This window comes from Yoonia sp. I 8.24 (genome assembly GCF_022096995.1).
Lineage (GTDB): Bacteria > Pseudomonadota > Alphaproteobacteria > Rhodobacterales > Rhodobacteraceae > Yoonia.
The window spans coordinates 405,310-421,637 of the sequence record NZ_JACXGQ010000001.1 but is presented as its reverse complement, the minus strand read 5'-3'; the positions used below and the strand labels follow the sequence as shown (position 1 = coordinate 421,637).

The 16,328-nt window shown below is 55.4% G+C and carries 16 protein-coding genes; 6 read left to right on the top strand and 10 right to left on the bottom strand.

Annotated elements, in window-relative coordinates; genetic code table 11:
* The first annotated feature begins 25 nt into the window (after positions 1 to 25).
* Complete coding sequence (locus tag Yoon_RS02165) at positions 26 to 475, top strand: D-galactarate dehydratase (RefSeq protein WP_238109728.1); 450 nt, start codon at positions 26 to 28, stop codon at positions 473 to 475.
* A gap of 18 nt (positions 476 to 493) precedes the next feature.
* On the opposite strand, the gene Yoon_RS02160 is transcribed toward Yoon_RS02165, so the two are convergent.
* The 3 genes from Yoon_RS02160 to glmU are packed head-to-tail and all read right to left on the bottom strand — an operon-like array spanning position 494 to position 4,345.
* Positions 494 to 1,180, bottom strand: a complete 687-nt coding sequence (locus Yoon_RS02160) for a DNA alkylation repair protein (RefSeq protein ID WP_238109726.1) — start codon at positions 1,178 to 1,180, stop codon at positions 494 to 496.
* The gene (gene glmS, locus Yoon_RS02155; RefSeq protein WP_238109723.1) at positions 1,177 to 3,000 is read right to left on the bottom strand and encodes a glutamine--fructose-6-phosphate transaminase (isomerizing); all 1,824 of its coding nucleotides are present in this window, start codon (positions 2,998 to 3,000) and stop codon (positions 1,177 to 1,179) included. Before glmS ends, Yoon_RS02160 begins: the two co-directional genes overlap by 4 nt.
* A gap of 1 nt (position 3,001) precedes the next feature.
* Positions 3,002 to 4,345, bottom strand: coding sequence for a bifunctional UDP-N-acetylglucosamine diphosphorylase/glucosamine-1-phosphate N-acetyltransferase GlmU (gene glmU / locus Yoon_RS02150; RefSeq protein WP_238109722.1), 1,344 nt, complete (start codon positions 4,343 to 4,345; stop codon positions 3,002 to 3,004).
* 123 nt (positions 4,346 to 4,468) lie between these two features.
* Between glmU and Yoon_RS02145 the strand changes: the two genes are divergently transcribed.
* Together Yoon_RS02145 and Yoon_RS02140 are read left to right on the top strand one after the other, a co-directional pair.
* Positions 4,469 to 5,128, top strand: a complete 660-nt coding sequence (locus tag Yoon_RS02145; RefSeq protein WP_238109720.1) for an HAD-IA family hydrolase — start codon at positions 4,469 to 4,471, stop codon at positions 5,126 to 5,128.
* Positions 5,129 to 5,166: 38 nt separating this feature from the next.
* Positions 5,167 to 6,363 (top strand): DegT/DnrJ/EryC1/StrS aminotransferase family protein, encoded by a 1,197-nt coding sequence (locus Yoon_RS02140; RefSeq protein ID WP_238109718.1) that lies wholly within the window; start codon positions 5,167 to 5,169, stop codon positions 6,361 to 6,363.
* Positions 6,364 to 6,432: 69 nt separating this feature from the next.
* Here the strand turns inward: Yoon_RS02140 and Yoon_RS02135 are convergent, their stop codons facing one another.
* The 7 genes from Yoon_RS02135 to Yoon_RS02105 all read right to left on the bottom strand — a co-directional run bounded on the left by Yoon_RS02135 (position 6,433) and on the right by Yoon_RS02105 (position 13,452).
* Entirely contained in the window at positions 6,433 to 7,275 is an 843-nt protein-coding gene (locus Yoon_RS02135; protein ID WP_238109717.1) for a metallophosphoesterase, read from the bottom strand.
* The gene (locus Yoon_RS02130) at positions 7,275 to 8,150 is read right to left on the bottom strand and encodes a carbohydrate ABC transporter permease (RefSeq protein ID WP_238109716.1); all 876 of its coding nucleotides are present in this window, start codon (positions 8,148 to 8,150) and stop codon (positions 7,275 to 7,277) included. The genes Yoon_RS02135 and Yoon_RS02130 overlap by 1 nt, the downstream gene beginning before the upstream one ends.
* 3 nt (positions 8,151 to 8,153) lie before the next feature.
* On the bottom strand, positions 8,154 to 9,041 hold the full coding sequence (locus Yoon_RS02125; protein ID WP_238109715.1) for a carbohydrate ABC transporter permease: 888 nt from the start codon (positions 9,039 to 9,041) through the stop codon (positions 8,154 to 8,156).
* The gene (locus tag Yoon_RS02120; protein WP_238109714.1) at positions 9,041 to 10,234 is read right to left on the bottom strand and encodes an ABC transporter ATP-binding protein; all 1,194 of its coding nucleotides are present in this window, start codon (positions 10,232 to 10,234) and stop codon (positions 9,041 to 9,043) included. Before Yoon_RS02120 ends, Yoon_RS02125 begins: the two co-directional genes overlap by 1 nt.
* Positions 10,235 to 10,298: 64 nt before the next feature.
* Entirely contained in the window at positions 10,299 to 11,573 is a 1,275-nt protein-coding gene (locus Yoon_RS02115) for an ABC transporter substrate-binding protein (RefSeq protein WP_238109713.1), read from the bottom strand.
* A gap of 112 nt (positions 11,574 to 11,685) precedes the next feature.
* Positions 11,686 to 12,420: a GntR family transcriptional regulator gene (locus tag Yoon_RS02110; protein ID WP_238109712.1), complete on the bottom strand. Its 735-nt coding sequence runs from the start codon at positions 12,418 to 12,420 to the stop codon at positions 11,686 to 11,688.
* Positions 12,421 to 12,561: 141 nt separating this feature from the next.
* A complete protein-coding gene (locus tag Yoon_RS02105; RefSeq protein WP_238109709.1) occupies positions 12,562 to 13,452 on the bottom strand; it encodes an AraC family transcriptional regulator in 891 nt (296 codons plus the stop codon).
* A 163-nt stretch (positions 13,453 to 13,615) separates the two neighbouring features.
* On the opposite strand from Yoon_RS02105, the gene Yoon_RS02100 reads away from it, so the two are divergent.
* The 3 genes from Yoon_RS02100 to Yoon_RS02090 all read left to right on the top strand — a co-directional run bounded on the left by Yoon_RS02100 (position 13,616) and on the right by Yoon_RS02090 (position 16,262).
* Positions 13,616 to 14,566, top strand: a complete 951-nt coding sequence (locus tag Yoon_RS02100; protein ID WP_238109707.1) for an SDR family oxidoreductase — start codon at positions 13,616 to 13,618, stop codon at positions 14,564 to 14,566.
* Positions 14,567 to 14,843: 277 nt separating this feature from the next.
* Positions 14,844 to 15,776 carry a hypothetical protein gene (locus Yoon_RS02095; RefSeq protein WP_238109706.1) on the top strand — a complete coding sequence of 311 codons (933 nt, stop codon included), beginning with the start codon at positions 14,844 to 14,846 and terminating at the stop codon, positions 15,774 to 15,776.
* A gap of 120 nt (positions 15,777 to 15,896) precedes the next feature.
* Positions 15,897 to 16,262, top strand: a complete 366-nt coding sequence (locus Yoon_RS02090; protein WP_113776555.1) for an NADH-quinone oxidoreductase subunit A — start codon at positions 15,897 to 15,899, stop codon at positions 16,260 to 16,262.
* The last annotated feature ends 66 nt before the right edge of the window (positions 16,263 to 16,328 follow it).

The following is a 16,328-nucleotide window of genomic DNA, read 5'->3' as shown; positions in this document are numbered from 1 at the left end:
GTCATGTGCACCATATGTTGAAGGGATGGATATCAAATTACTCCTCCCGATTGTGGCTTTGGCCGGATGTACGACACCTGCGTTTCAAGAGGTGTCGCCTCCTTCGGGCCCAGTCACGGAAACGACAGTGGTCGCGGTCGCGCCCCCGGCAAGCGCAGCCACCGTCGAAGAATTTGACACCACCAGCGCTGAAGACCGCGCCGCGGCAACAGCGCCGACGGAGAGCATAGATGTTGCGTTGGGGGTTACAATTGCATCACTTGGGCCGCCAACAGAGCCGGGGATATGGTTAAAAACCCCGCTTGTGGATGCGGTGACGCTGGGACGCGTAGGCTATGACGGAGAGTCTGTGAACCTTGAATTGCGCCCATCGGGCGGTGAAGCCGGCGCGGGCAGTCAGATCAGCCTTGCCGCAATGCGGCTGCTTGGGGTGCCGCTTACGAGCCTGCCTGAACTGACGGTCTATCGACAGTAGGGTGGATCTTGATCCACCTTACGCGGGCAACAGACGCCCAGCTTCTTTGACCGCAGATGGTTTCATATCGGCACCGTGGTGGCTGATAAAGGTGCTGACCCGCGCGGGATCGTGTTTTGACAGCTCGCGCAGCCACCAAGCGATAGCTTTTTGAATGAATTTGTCGTGATCAGTGGTGTATCCGGCCGCCCAAGCCAGCACACGGTCACGCGCTACCAATTCCGCAGGCTTGGGATTATTTTGTTTGGTCCACGGCATGGTCATCACCAAGGCGGCCCGACGGGTCCACATATGATCAGAACGGGTCCAGCTTTCAACGGTATCAAGCCGTGATGGGTCCGCAACAAGCCGTTTTTGCCCGGCAATGCAAACATGATCCGCAATTGCCCAAGCGTCAAAATCAGGCACCCATGATACGATCAAATCCCAGGCCGCCGTGTCATCGGGGCGCAGGCGTGCTTGTGTTAACAGCTTTGCTGCGGCAACGCGGGCCTCGTGGATGTTGCTTTTCCACAGGCTGTTTGCCAGCACCAGCCGCGCATCCAAATCGATATCCGCGCGCCAAGTCTTGACCAGATCATCAATCACCGGGTTCGCGACGCCCAGATAGGGACGATCCACCTTGTGATAGCGGTGCATATCTTTGGCTTTTTCAGGATCGCCAGCGGCGCGCAATGCGTCCAGGGCTTCGCGTTTTGAGGTCATTCGACAGTCACCGATTTGGCTAGGTTGCGGGGTTGGTCCACATCTGTACCCTTTGCGACCGCAGTATGGTAGGCCAATAATTGCGCCGGCACCGCATAAAGGATTGGCGCGAGGAACGGATCAATTTCTGGCATGATAATCGTGTCCCAGACGCCGTCACCCGCCTCGGCTGCGCCTTTTTGATCGGTGATCAGGAGCACCTTACCACCGCGCGCCATAACCTCTTGCATATTTGAAACCGTCTTATCAAACAGCGCGTCGCGCGGGGCCATGACGATCACCGGAACATGTTGATCGACCAAGGCAATCGGCCCATGTTTCAGCTCGCCCGAGGCATAGGCTTCGGCGTGGATATAGCTGATTTCCTTGAGCTTAAGCGCCCCTTCAAGCGCAAGCGGATACATCGCGCCGCGCCCCAAGAACAAGATATCGCGGGCCTCGGCCAATTTGGCCGCAACGCTGGCGCATTTGTCCTCAATCGCCAATGCGGTGTTCATAATACCGGGCAGGGCGCGTAGTTGTGTCAGATGTGCGGCCAAGGTGGCGTCATCTATGCGCCCGCGTGCATGCGCGGCATTCAGTGCCAAAATCGCTAGCGTGGTCAATTGGCAGGTAAAGGCTTTGGTCGAGGCCACACCGATTTCAGTGCCCGCAAGGATCGGCAAGGGCAGGTTGCTTTCGCGCGCAATAGAGCTTTCTGGGACGTTCACGACGGATACGATCTTTGCTGCTTTGCCCTCCATATAACGTAGCGCTGCTAACGTATCGGCGGTTTCGCCGGATTGGCTGACAAAAAGCGCCACGGTACCCGCTGTGACAGGCGGTTCGCGGTAGCGAAATTCCGAAGCCACATCGACTTCAACCGGGATGCCGGCGACCTGTTCGAACCAGTACTTTGCGACCAAGCAGGCATAAAATGCGGTGCCGCAGGCAACCAAGGTCATCCGTTCAACTTGGGTAAAGTCCATGCCGGGTGCGGGCAGGGTGACAGCGCTTGCGTCGCTGTTAATGTAATGGGCTAACGCGCCTTGCAACACGGTGGGCTGTTCGGCGATTTCTTTGGCCATGAAATGCTTGTAGCCGCTTTTGTCGACCGTTGCGGTGTCCAGCTGCACGGTGCGAATTTCACGCTGCGCCAGATTGCCTGCATGGTCGCGGATTTCGACACTGTCACGGGTAATGACAGCCCAATCGCCTTCTTCTAGATAGCTGATCCGATCCGTCATCGGGGCCAGCGCAATCGCGTCAGAGCCGACAAACATTTCACCCACGCCGTATCCTACCGCCAAGGGCGACCCTTTGCGTGCGGCGATCAGCAAATCATCTTCGCCATCAAATAGGAAGCACAGCGCATAGGCCCCTTCAAGCCGGGCAATCGTCTGCGCGGCTGCATCCACTGGAGAAAGCCCTTGGTCGCGGTAATATTGCGCGAGCAATGCGACGGTCTCTGTATCCGTATCGGTTTCAAACCCGATGCCTTCGGCACCTAAAAAGTCGCGTAATTCGCGAAAGTTTTCAATGATGCCATTATGCACAACCGCGACACCACCCGCGCGGTGCGGATGTGCATTGCCAACATTGGGCGCGCCGTGTGTGGCCCAACGGGTGTGGCCGATTCCGGCTTTGCCAGCGAGCGGTGTATGCACCAACATATCGGACAGGTTTACCAATTTGCCAACCGCGCGGCGACGGTCCAGCTGTAGGTTGTTCACCGTGGCAATGCCCGCGCTGTCATAGCCGCGATATTCCAACCGTTTGAGCGCCTCGACCAAAATCGGGGCGGCTTCGTGATTGCCTAATACGCCAATGATACCACACATATTATTTGCCTTTCGCCTTCAGCGCACGCAGCTTGTCGAATAGTTTGACTGCCAGTCCAGATTTGTTTTCTTGTCGTGCGCGCCCAATCGCCAGATCGCCGGCTGGAACATCACGGGTGATCACAGAGCCAGAGGCGGTCATCGCCTCAGCGCCAAGGGTGACAGGCGCGACAAGCATCGTGTTTGATCCGATAAACGCATCCGGCCCAATCGTGGTTTTATGTTTGAAGACACCGTCATAATTGCAGGTAATTGTGCCTGCGCCAATATTTGCGCGCGCGCCCACATCAGCATCACCGATATAGCTCAGGTGGTTGACCTTTGCGCCTTCTTGCACGGTCGCGTTTTTGATTTCGACAAAGTTGCCGACCTTCACACCCTCGGACAGTTCTGCACCGGGGCGCAAACGGGCGTAGGGGCCGATCACGCCTCCACGCGAAACATGGCAGCCTTCGAGATGCGAAAACGCGCGGATTGTGGTGCCAGACTCAACCGTCACGCCAGGGCCGAAAACCACATTGGGTTCGACGATAGTATCGCGCCCGATCACCGTGTCATGAGCAAAAAACACCGTGTCAGGTGCGACCAATGTGACGCCGTCCTCGGTCGCTTGTGCGCGCGCTTTGGCCTGAAATAAAGCTTCAGCACGGGCCAGTTCGGCGCGTGAATTGATGCCTAATGTCTCGGCTTCAGGGCAGCGCACAACGGTTGCGGACAGTCCGCGGTCACGTGCGATTCCAACAATATCTGTCAGATAATATTCACCCGCGGCATTGTCGTTTTCGACTGCGTCGATGAGGTCAAATAGGACATTAGAATTTGCAGCGATAACGCCACTATTACAAAGCGTTACGGCGCGTTCTTGATCGGTTGTATCTTTGAATTCAACAATGCGGTCCAACTGGTCATCTTGCAAAATTAACCGCCCATAGCGACCCGGATCAGTCGCATCAAACCCAAGCACAACGATGTCATGGGTGAGCCGCGCTGCAGACATCGCCGCAAGCGTTTCAGCGCTGATAAAGGGCGTGTCGCCATAAAGCACAATCGCGTCGCCCGCGAAATCTGAAAGCGCGTCGCGGGCTTGGGCGACGGCGTGGCCTGTGCCCAATTGTTCCGATTGCAGGGTAATTTGCACATCCGGGTCATAGGCTTTGGCCGCTTTTTCAACCGCATCCGCGCCGTGGCCTGCTACAACGACAGTATGCGCAGGTCCCAGCGCGCCGCCTGCTTTCATTGCGTGCACCAGCATCGGCGCAAAGCCGATTTCATGCAGCACTTTGGGCTGGTCGGAATTCATCCGTGTGCCCTTGCCTGCGGCCAGAATGATCAGTGCTGTGCTCATGCGCGCCTCTTTTTGGTTTTCCCGAACTTCTAACGGTGTTTTCGATTATCACAAGGTGCGAGGGCTTCACATCAGTTTTCAGCGCGTTACAGATCAATATAACAAAGTTTTAGAGGATTCTGTATGCGCACCGTGATTTTCGACCTTGATGGGACGCTGGCTGATACCAGCGGCGATTTGATCGCAGCCGCGAATGTGTGTTTTCGGGGGCTTGGCTTGGGCGATCTTTTGGACCCGGCGCAAGACGCTGCCACGGCGTTGCGCGGCGGGCGCGCGATGTTGAACCTCGGGTTTTCGCGGGTTGATGGGATCGACGCCGCAGAGGTTAATCGGCAATATCCGATCTTGCTTGAAGCCTATGCAAAAGACATCGACAGCCACACGGTCATGTACCCCGGCGCGATGGAGGCCGTCGCTGCACTATCTGCGGATGGCTACGCCGTGGGCATCGCGACCAATAAACCAGAAGCCCTAGCCGAAACCCTGCTGACCCGGTTGGGGGTGCGTGATGCGTTTGCCTCGTTGATCGGGGCAGATACGCTCGCTGTGCGCAAACCCGACCCAGAACATCATTTTGAGGCGGTTCGCCGTGCAGGGGGCGATCCTTTGCGGTCGCTGCTTGTCGGGGATACCGCGACTGACCGTGATACATCGCGCAACGCGGGCGTGCCGTCGATCTTGGTTGACTTTGGGCCCGGCGGCGATGTGGCCGCTTTGGCCCCAGAGGCCATCATCAGTGATTATGCACAACTTTCAGAAACCGTGGCGCGGTTGATCGGCTAACGGCCAGCACGCAAATAATTCAAGGACAAGCCCAGCCTATGACAGAGAATTTCACCGGCAGTTTCACCCAACAAGAGCCTATTCCAGAGGCGGGTATTGCGGCAGCAAACGCTGTAATGCAGCACGGGCGCTTGCACCGTTATAATACCGTCGACGGGGAAATCGCCGAAGCGGCCTTACTCGAAGAAGAATTCGCGGCAAGCACGGGTGCGCAATTTTGTTTGGCCGTGGCCTCTGGCGGGTATGCGATGACAACAGCGCTGCGTGCGTGCGGTGTGCAACATGGCGATCAGGTGTTGACCAATGCCTTTACTTTGGCCCCTGTGCCCGGTGCGATTGCTGCGGTGGGCGGCGTGCCAATCTATGTTGGCGTGACCGAGGATTTGGTGATTGATCTGGATGATCTTGCGGGCAAATTGGATCAGGCCAAGGTGCTCTTGCTCAGCCATATGCGCGGGCATATTTGCGATATGCGACGACTTATGGCGATGTGCAATGCGGCAGGTGTGACAGTGATCGAAGATTGCGCCCATACGATGGGCGCTCAATGGGATGGTGTGCCAAGCGGGCGCTGGGGCAAGTTTGGCTGCTATTCAACGCAGACCTACAAACATATCAACTCGGGCGAGGGCGGTTTGCTGATCTCTGATGACGCCGAAGGCATGGCGCGGGCCATTATGCTGTCAGGCAGCTATATGCTGTTTGAACGGCACCGCGCCGCGCCGCCAGCCGAGACATTCGCGCAGATTAAATATGAAACGCCGAATATCTCGGGGCGGATGGATAACCTGCGTGCGGCGATCTTGCGACCGCAGCTACGGGATTTGGCCACGCAAGCGGCACGCTGGAATGCACGCTATACCGCAGTTGAGGCGGGGCTGGTTGATACCCCCGGCTTACGATTGATCACGCGCCCCAGCGCCGAAGGTTATGTCGCCTCATCTTTCCAGTTCTTGCTGCTCGATTGGTCCGCGCCCGCCGTGGCAGACGTGATCATGCGCTGTGCGCAGCGTGGGGTTGAACTCAAATGGTTCGGCGGGGCAGAGCCTGCAGGGTTCACGTCGCGCTACGACAGCTGGCGCTACGCCCCAAGCACCCCGATGCCCGCAACCGACCGCATTTTGGCCGGGATCATTGATATGCGTTTGCCTCTGACCTTTGATTTGGATGATTGCGCGCAGATCGCTCGGATTATCCGGGCCGAGGTTAGCGCCGTGTTTCAGGCGCAAACCTAGCAAATCTACAAATCAAATTCATGCTTCGCCGCGAAATTTTTGCTCTGCTGGTTGACGCGGTTTAACTGCTCAAGACCAAGCAAAGAGATCCGGAGCAAGCGTGAGGTGCCGGTCGAGAAAGTTCTCCATGTGGACCACAACGCTCTCATCGTTGCACAAAACAACGGCGAGCTGGCCCGGCCCTTCGCGCCGGGGCACGGGGCTGACATAACCTGCACATTCTTCCGGTACGGGGCCAGAACGTGCAGTCGCCATCGGTTCGATATTATAGTGTGCGCCCGCAAAGGTACAAAACGGCACGCCCTTGAAATTGCCCGCCGTTGTCATGTGCACATGCCCAGAAATGACTTGGCGGACATGCGCGTGGCTTAGAACGGCATCGGCAAAAACCGCGTTGTCTTCTAGGATGATATAGTCGGTCTGCACGTTAAACGTTGTGATGTTGTGGTGAAGAACAATGACAACAGGGGTGTCAGGGGCTTCATCAAGGCGCGCCTTGAGCCAATCAATCTGAGACGCCTCCAAACGTCCGGCCCCGCGGAGTTCAGGGTCAGATGTGTCCAGAACAATCACCCGGTGCCCGCCTGCGTCGATGACATGATCGATACAGCCTGTCTCGGGATGTGCTTGATCTGCGCCCATAACGTCAAGAAATGTTGGCCGGTGGTCGTGATTGCCAAGCGTCAAGTGAACATTCGGTGTGAGCGGCGCGATTGCGGTCTTGAAACGCTCATAAGCCGCTGGTTCCCCATGATCCGCAAGATCACCGGCAAAGATTACAAAATCAGCGTCAGCATGGACATCGTTGACGTAGGCAACGGCCTGTTCCAAACGGTCAAGCGTGTCGAGCCCATGGCTCAATTGGTTTTCTGGGACGAGGTGAATATCAGCGAGAACAACGAATTTAAGCATTAGCCTTTTACTCCAGTCATGGTGATGCCGCGGATGAACAACCTGCGGGCAAAGAGGAACGCGATAACCATCGGCGCTGTCACAACGGTGGCAGAGGCATATGTTAGCCCATAGTCCGTGTCGAACATCGATTGGTATTGCATCATCGACAGCGTGGCTGTCATTTTGTCTTGGCTTTGGACGACGATAAGCGGCCAATAGAGATCATTCCAATGGGCCACAAAGCTGAACACGCTGAACGCCGCGATGGCCGGCACTGCGGCTGGCAAGATCAGACGTAAAATGATCTCAATCTCAGAAAAACCGTCCACGCGTGCGGCCTGAATGATGCTGTCTGGGAAGCTGCGAAAGAATTGGCGAAACAAGAAGATTGCAAAGACCGACACGATGAAGGGGAACATCATCGCGAAATATGTATCCAGCAGTCCGACACGCACAAGCCCGATATAAAGTGGGATCGAGGTCACATTGATAGGAATGGTGATCGCCGCAATGACGGTGCCAAACAGAATGGTGGATCCACGAAATTTTAGCTTTGCCAGCGCGTAAGCGGCCGGGATCGCCGTCAGAAGCTGGATTACCAGTATGCCCGTACAAACGATCATGCTGTTCATCAAAAAGATCAGATAGGGCTGATCAAAGATCACCGCATAGTAGTTTTCAAACCCTTTGAAGGTTCGCGGTATGAGCGAGAAATCCGCGTCGTAAACTTCGTCTGTTGGTTTCAGACTGGATGAGATCATCCAGATAAACGGAAACACCATGATCCAGGCGCCAATGAAAAGCAGCACCGTCGTCACGAAGCGCCCGAAGGATTTGGGTTTGATCCGATCAAACCATGTTGGGACTGAGGAAGGGGATGATATATCTGCCATGGCTCAATACTGTACGTTGCGGTCAGAGAACAGCGCTTGGACCAGCGCAAAAAGGAGGATGATTCCAAGGAAAAAGAGCGAAAGTGCCGCCGAATACCCCATGTTGAAATATTCAAACCCCTCTAGAAACGCGAGGTAGAGAAACACTTCAGAGGCACGGTCCGGTCCGCCTTGTGTGAGGATCGCGACGGTATCAAAGAGTTTGAAGGCCGTGATCGAACTGGTCACCGCGACGAACATTGCCGTCGGTCCTAGCATCGGCCAAGTAACCCGAAAAAACTTGTCGAGCGGATGGTCCGCACCATCAACCGCCGCTGCCTCGTAGAGGTTTTTGGGAATGGCGGTCAGCCCTGCAAGAAACAGCACCATATTAAACCCGATGACCGACCATAGCGAAATGATCGCCAGCGAAACCAGCACGACATCTTCATTGCCAAACCAATTGACCCGCGCGAGGCCAAGGGTTTGAAGGGTATTGTTGATCACCCCTTGGCCACTATCCATCAATGCCGACCAGACCAACGCCATTGCCGCAAGCGTTGAGGTCACTGGCAGGAAATAGAGCACCTCCAAAACCGATCGGAATTGCTTTTGCTCTTGGATAGCAATTGCGATGACAAGGCTGATGATGAAAGCGCCCGGCAAAAACATGAGCGCGTAGAAGAAGGTGTTGTTCAAAGCGTTGGCAAAGGCCTCGTCTTCGAACATCTTTTGATAGTTCTCAAAGCCGACAAACGCGTAGTCGTCGCGTACCAGCGTATAGTCGGTGAGACTGCCCAGAAAAACAAAGATGATCGGGATGATATAAATCGCAAGGATCAGCAAGGTCGCTGGCAATATCAAAAGGTAGGCGAGCCGCGTTTGCGCGCGCTGAAGTTTGGAAACAGCCACTATACCGTCTCCGCCCGCTTGGCCGTGGAAAAGTCAGGGCGCAGACGTTGCCCATCCGCCCCAAAGAACAGAAGCTGGTTTAGATTTAACTTCACATCCAGCGTGTTGCCCTGCGCAAATGTGTCAACGCCGCTGTAGGTGTCGCTCTTTTGTGCACGAATGCGCACGATGTTTTCGGGCGCATGGGCAAATGCGCCATGAATAAGAATTTCGGGGCCGAGATCCTCGACGAGGCGCTTTTCAAATTTCAACGTATGGCCGTGCGCCGCCCTATGCGCTGCTACCAAGCCGGACACATTGGGAATGCAGATTGTCTCTGGCCGTATCCCGATTTGGATGGGGCCAGTGGTGTTCAGGGCAATTGGCAGCGCTGTCTCGCCAATGATCACTTGGCCGTTTTGGCTTTCGCCGACCGTGATGTTGATCTCTGGACTGCCAATGAACTGGGCGACATCCAAGGTATCAGGATCGGCAAAAAGGTCATTTGGCGTCCCAACTTGCAGCAGGCGGCCCGTTTGCAAAAGCGCGACGCGGCTTGACATTGTCATCGCCTCGACTTGGTCATGGGTCACGTAAACAAAGGTGAGGCCAGAACTTGCGTGCAATTCAGTGATCTCAGTGCGGACCTGCACCCGAAGCTTCGCGTCAAGGTTCGACAAAGGCTCATCCATGAGAAACGTCTGCGGGTCGCGTACCAATGCGCGGCCAAGGGCCACCCGCTGACGCTGCCCCCCCGAAAGCTGAGCAGGTTTGCGGTCTAGCAGATGATCAATACGCAATTGTTTGGCGACTTTTTCAACACCGGCCCTAATTTCGGGCTGGGCGTTACGACCGGCAGGGGTAATCCTGCGCATCACTGGCAAACGCGCATAGAGCGGCAGTTTTGCCATCACTAGTGGCATCGCCATGTTTTCGCCAACGCTCATATGCGGATAAAGCGCGTAATCTTGGAACACCATCGCGATGTTGCGATCTTTTGGCGCTGCATCCAACATCGATTTTCCGTCGATCAGCACATCCCCACTATCGGGCTGTTCGAGACCTGCAATGATGCGCAGCAAGGTCGATTTTCCACACCCTGATTGCCCAACAAGCGATATGAACTCCCCATCCATCACATCCAGTGAGATACCGTGAAGAACCGAGGTGTCACCGAAGGATTTCTTGATGTTTTTTAAGGTGAGCTGCGCCATTTTTATACCATTCGACAAGAGAAGCCCCGCGCCATTTCGCGGCGCGGGGCAAAGGGATGGGCGCTTAGCGCGTCATCAGTTCCTCAGCGATGTCTTTGAGCTGAGTGGCACCTTCTTCTGGTGTTATCTCACCTTCCATCACTGCGCGGATTGTCGAAGCTTGTTCGCGCCAGATCTTTTCTGATTGCGTCCCTGGGTAGCCAGACCATGGGCCCGCGCGATCATACTGAAGAACTGGTGTCGCGTAATATGGGTTGGCCGCGTAGAAATCACCCATATAGTCAGTGCCCAGCACCTGACGGTTGGTTGGCAAATAGCCTGTGATTTCAGCCGTGATCTGTTGACCGCGTGGACCTGTCACAAACTTGATGTATTCCCATACGGCAGCGATTTTTTCGGGATCTTGCGTCGTAATGATCGCAGCGTTGCCGCCTGTTGGTAGCTTGCCGTCCTCATCGTTCCAGACCGTGAACGGGTGCGAGCGCAGATCGAACTGTTCGCCCACACGTTCTTGCATGTTGCGGGCACCCGCGGGGGAAAGACCCCACATGCCCATGCGACCTTCTGTGAACGCGGCAAACTGTGTTTCGCGGTCCAAGTCGGTGCGCAGGCCGCCCTCTTCGTGCAAACGCAGCGCCATTCGCATGGCCTCAAGCGCGTGGTCGTTTTCGTCAAAGGCAACGGATTGACCATCGGCGGACATCATGCGCCCACCTTGTTGCAAGATCAGCGTCTGGAAACCCCAGTCATCGCCGTTGATGAGCCACATGAACATTGGCAAGATGTCTTCATCTAATGCGTCGATTTTCTTGGCCGCATCAAAAAGGCCGTCCCAATCGGTCGGGAAGTTGTCTGGGTCAAGGCCAGCCTGCACGAACAAATCAGCGTTGTAGTACCATTGGATCACAGAGGCGTTGAACGGCATTCCGTATTGCGCGCCGTCCACACGACCCAAATCAAGCATCGCGTCAGAGTAGTTTTCTTCCGCCCAGCCCGCGCCTTCAGCTTCGATCAGCGTGGCCATGTCGACGATTTGGCCACGTTCAGCCAAAGCGCGCGCCAGTGATGGCAATTGGTTATATGCTTGGAATGCACAATCTGGCAGCGTGTTGGTCGCGGACCCGCGGAACAGCTTAAGATGCGTATCGCCATAGTTCTGGGCGGGGGCCGCATATTCGACGATAATATCGTCCTGCATGGCGTTGAATTCAGCCATCAGCGGTTCGTGCTGGCGTGTCAAATGGCCCGCGTTAGTCAGGCAAGTGATTGTGACCTGGGCTTCGGCCACGGTGGCAAACGCCAGCGTTGCCGCCGTCGCCGCAAAAGTAAAGCGTAGCATGTATTTGTCTCCGAGTGTTGACGTGTAAGGTTTGCGCTTGCCCGCATCCAAACCAACTGGGTGTTACAGATATTTGACGGCCGGTCGTATTGGCGGCATCGTCACGAAGGTTTCACACCAAGTGGCCAACTTGGTTGTTCTCGACCATCAATTTCACTGTATCTGTCCGCACCACGGCCTCGGTTACTTCGACAGTGGCGTTTTGAGCATCCACATTTTGTCCCAAAAGTTCGAGCACAGGCTGTGTGGGCGGTATCTCAAGCGTGAGCGCCTCGTAGGCCGTCGGCAGGCGAACTTCGATAATGGTGGAACGCCGCGCGTAATCGCTGACACCAATCCGGCGAAAAGCCTCGGGCACAGAGGGGGAGGTTGCCGAAATCGCGGCGATAATATCGGGGAACATGTGGGTGTTGAAATAGTGCCGACCGAGCGTTGTCGGCACACCATTCACATGATGCAAAAGCTCAGCAAACCCGACTTTGTCACGGGGGTTAAGGTTAAGCATTTTTGCGAGCCGCGGATCGATGCCTTTGGAGGCAAGCAGGCGCAGCGCTGCGACACGCACGTCAAAGCCAGCTTCTCTTAACCGAGATGCGAAACGGGTTTTCGCGTCGATTTGGTAAGTGATTGACTGGCCAACCACAACCGCCGCTTTCCCTTGTCGCGATGAGATAACCCCTTCGTTACCCAATCGTTCAAGCGCGCGCCGGATCGCATGGCGCCCGGTTTGATACCGCGTCGCAAGAGCCGTTTGCGACGGAAGTTTTTTGCCAACGTCAAATTGGCCTGCGGATACGTCGCTGGCTAGCTTGTGATAGACGTCTTTCCAGCATTGTGAATTCCCCATCTCGAATATCTCCTTATGCGGGGATTTACGCATGGAAATGTAACATTTGGGTGCGTCATCGATCGTTCGTTAAGCGATCAAATGGTGTGGGACAGATCATTTCAGTAGGAGAGTTTATCCACTAGCTCACAACATGGATTCTTACATCAATCCAACGGGAATTCGCGTCTCGATGCCCCATTGTCGCGGCGATTGGCCGTACATGCGTTTGAATTCTCGGCTGAACTGCGACGCACTTTCATAACCCACGTCCCAGGCCGCCTCTGACACGCTCATGCCGCCCGCGATTTTCATCGCTGCATTGTTCAGCCGCATCGATTTCACGAACTGGATGGGAGACATCGTCGTTGCCTGTTTGAACCGTCGATGAAACGCCGCGCGGCTCATGCCGACCTGCGCGGCCATCTCGTCGATTGTGACCGGCGCGTTCAGGCGGGTAGCTACATAGTCGATGGTCCGGGCGATCTCGCTACCAACACCGAAGGCACGGCGCGCTGCAAACCCGGCGTCACCCTGTAGCACCGCATAGTAAAGCTCGCGTAGCCGACCCGGGCCAAGCACTGCCATCTCGACTGGGTTGTCGAGAAGCTCAAGAAGCCGCAGCAATGCTTGCGTGAAGCCCCGGTCCCAACTCGCGAGCGCCAACCCTTGTGGTGCAGATTTTTCCGGACGCCCGATGGCGCCGGCGGCGCTTTCTAGTTCGATGGTCAGCTCGGTCATCACGCGGGAATTGAGGGCGATTTTGACACCAAGCAAGGGCGTATCGGCTGAAGCCTGCGGCGCGCCAGCCTCGACCGGCATGGTCATCGGGCTTAGCAAATATTTGCTTGTATTGTAGACATGTCTCTCACCGCCAAGAACAGCTTCTTTGGCCCCACTCAGGATGGCGACAATGGTCGGCTCGTAGACTGCTGGCACACAGGGCACCGGTGCGTCCACGTGGAAAAGCTCCACACCCGGTATCTTGGTTTCAATCAGGCCGGCCTGCGGAAGGTGACGTTCAATTAGCGCTTTGATGTGGTCTTTGCTCATGCCGATCAGTTTGCACCGATATAGGGGCTTTGCAATGGTATTGAGAGGATCAGGCAAGTATTGGATATAAATCCGCCTGTTTTTGCAAAGGTGGGAGAGTTATCTACTTGTTTGTGTTGGTGAGAAACGCGCCGACCACAAACGCGCTACAAGGAGACGTAAGATGGCAGACACAACATTTGGACCGCAAGGCTGGACCCCCGAGCGCCTCGGCGACCTCAAGGGAAAGACCTATCTCATCACGGGTGCCAATGGCGGCGCGGGCTTTCAGGCGGCGCGCACGCTGCTAAAGAAAAACGCAACGGTGGTGATGCTCAACCGCTCGCCGGAGAAATCCCAGGCGGCCATTGCAGAGCTTAAGGAAGAGCTCGGCCAAGGTGCCGACGTCAGCTTCATCCGCATGGATCTCGCATCACTGGCAAGCGTGCGCGCAGCCGCCGCTGAAATCCTGAAGTCGGTTCCCCGGATCGACGCGCTCATGTGTAATGCCGCCATCGCGCAAGTGCCGACCCAGAAGCTGACCGTCGACGGTTTTGAAAGCATGCTTGGCACCAACCACTATGGCCATTTTCTTCTGGCGGGGCTGATTTTTGAGCGGATCGAGGCAACCAAAGGCCGCATCGTGGTTGTGAGCAGCCTTGGCTACAATATGGGGATCAAGACGATCCAGTTTGACGACATAAACTGGGACAAGAACTATCACCAGAACAAGACCTACTCGCAAAGTAAGCTGGCACAAATGATGTTCGCCTACGAGCTTCAGAACAAGCTGGCCGCGGCCGGTAAGATGGATGTTCAGGTCTACGTCTGCCACCCCGGTTCGTCGAAGACTTCGTTGATCAAGACCAGCGGAGGGCGTCTGACACGGTTCGCATGGTGGCTTATGACGCTGTCGCCGATGGTGCAATCCGCCGAGAAGGGCTCTTGGCCCGAAGTGATGTGTGCCACAATGGATGGCCTCGAACAGCGCGCGCTTTATGGTCCCACTGGTCGCTTGGAAGCGGTCGGTCCGGTTGGCAAAGGTACCCTTAACCCGCACGCCTACGACAATGCAGTCATGGAACGGCTCTGGTCGGTGTCGGAAAATGCCGTTGGCTTCAAATGGACGCTGTGATCGGGACAGGTTTCTGGCCTCTGAACTAGCAATCAGAGGCCAGAAAAATGGTTAGTGTGACGGTCCCAGCCGTGACACACCACGTGCCAGATCTTGGATTTCACATAGCCGATTCCTTTCGCGGACGGCGCTTTGACAAACAACGCAGGGATAACAGGAGCGCATCGGTAACGCCTTTAACGATGACATTTGGGCGACGATCGTCGGAATCCAAATGTCAGATTTCGGTCTCATTTCTGACCGAATTGACGGGCTATTTGGGGGAAAGGGGATTCTGATGTCGTTTTCGTGGCCATCACTTATGCAAGCTACTTACCGGATTGTGCGATTGCGCCGTCTGATCGCCGCTGCGTACGTACTGGTCGCTGCTGTGTTGGCTTTTGCGGCATTGATATCTCCGGAATTGATGTCCGCAACGCGCGCTGCCAGCATTTTTATGACGATGGCCGTTTTAATATTGGGCCATGTCGCACTGTTTCCCAATGTGGCGCTTGAAACGCTTAGCCTGTCGATTGTGGGTGCTGTATTTACCGTTGTTTTGCCAGTATTGCCCGAAATTGCAGGCAATGCCTCTCCGGCGTATTATCAAGCGGCGCTTACGCTTGAGGTGGTTTTTGTCGTGCTTGTCGCGCTTGCGATGATGACGGCGCTTCAAAAACTTCTAGAAATCTGTGTCTACGCGGGACCTGTGGCGCATCTGCGCATCACAACGCATCTTGATGTCCCGTATTCAGCTGCGGTCGCCTATCAGCAATTTGGGTTGCGTCCTGAAACCCGGCGCGGGCGCGTGATGGCTGGCCCTGTGGACCCGAAAGGGTTCTTTGATGTCGCAGTCGTTTCGGAACATATGACCGACCCAGACGATCCAAGCAGTCCTTTGGTCGTGAAGCTTGACGCCAAAATTTTGTCATCTGATCCGCAAAACCACGAAACAATGTTGGTCCTGCCCAACGGTGCGGTCACAGTGACAGCACATCGGTTTGTGCCAAAAAGTGACGGGTGCCGTGTGAGCGTCACGGAAATGCCCGGCGATTTCACATACGGTATGCACGCCATGTTTTGGCTCACGGATCAACAGACGGATAACCTGGTCGAAGTTGCTGAACTGATGCAAAATGAACCATCGCGCGTGAATGGTCTTGCCCATGCGGTATCTCTCTTGTCGATTGCGGGCGTTGTTTTGTCACCGCGCCAGCCAGTGCTGGACTAGTTTCCATTCCTCATTGCCATTTTCGAACCGCAGCTTGTTGACCCGCGCTTGGGGCAGGGGTATGCAACAAAAAGCTATTATTGCGCGCTGATCATCGCGCCGTGCCACAAAGGACCCGCCATGCAGGAAATGCTTCTTGAATATCTGCCGATCTTGATTTTTCTTGGGCTGGCAATCGGGCTTGGGCTGATTTTGATTCTTGCGGCGGCGATTGTGGCTGTGCGCAATCCTGACCCTGAAAAAGTATCTGCCTATGAATGTGGCTTTAACGCTTTTGATGATGCGCGGATGAAATTTGACGTGCGCTTCTATCTGGTGTCGATCCTGTTCATCATTTTCGATCTCGAAGTCGCGTTTTTGTTCCCTTGGGCTGTAGCCTTTAAGGACATCAGCATGGTCGGCTTTTGGTCGATGATGGTGTTCTTGGGCGTGTTGACCGCAGGTTTTGCCTATGAATGGAAAAAGGGCGCGCTTGAGTGGGAGTAACACTCCCCCGAATTTGAGATTTTGGAATGCCGGTCGCCCATGCAGCCAGCATTTTTGTTGGCGGCT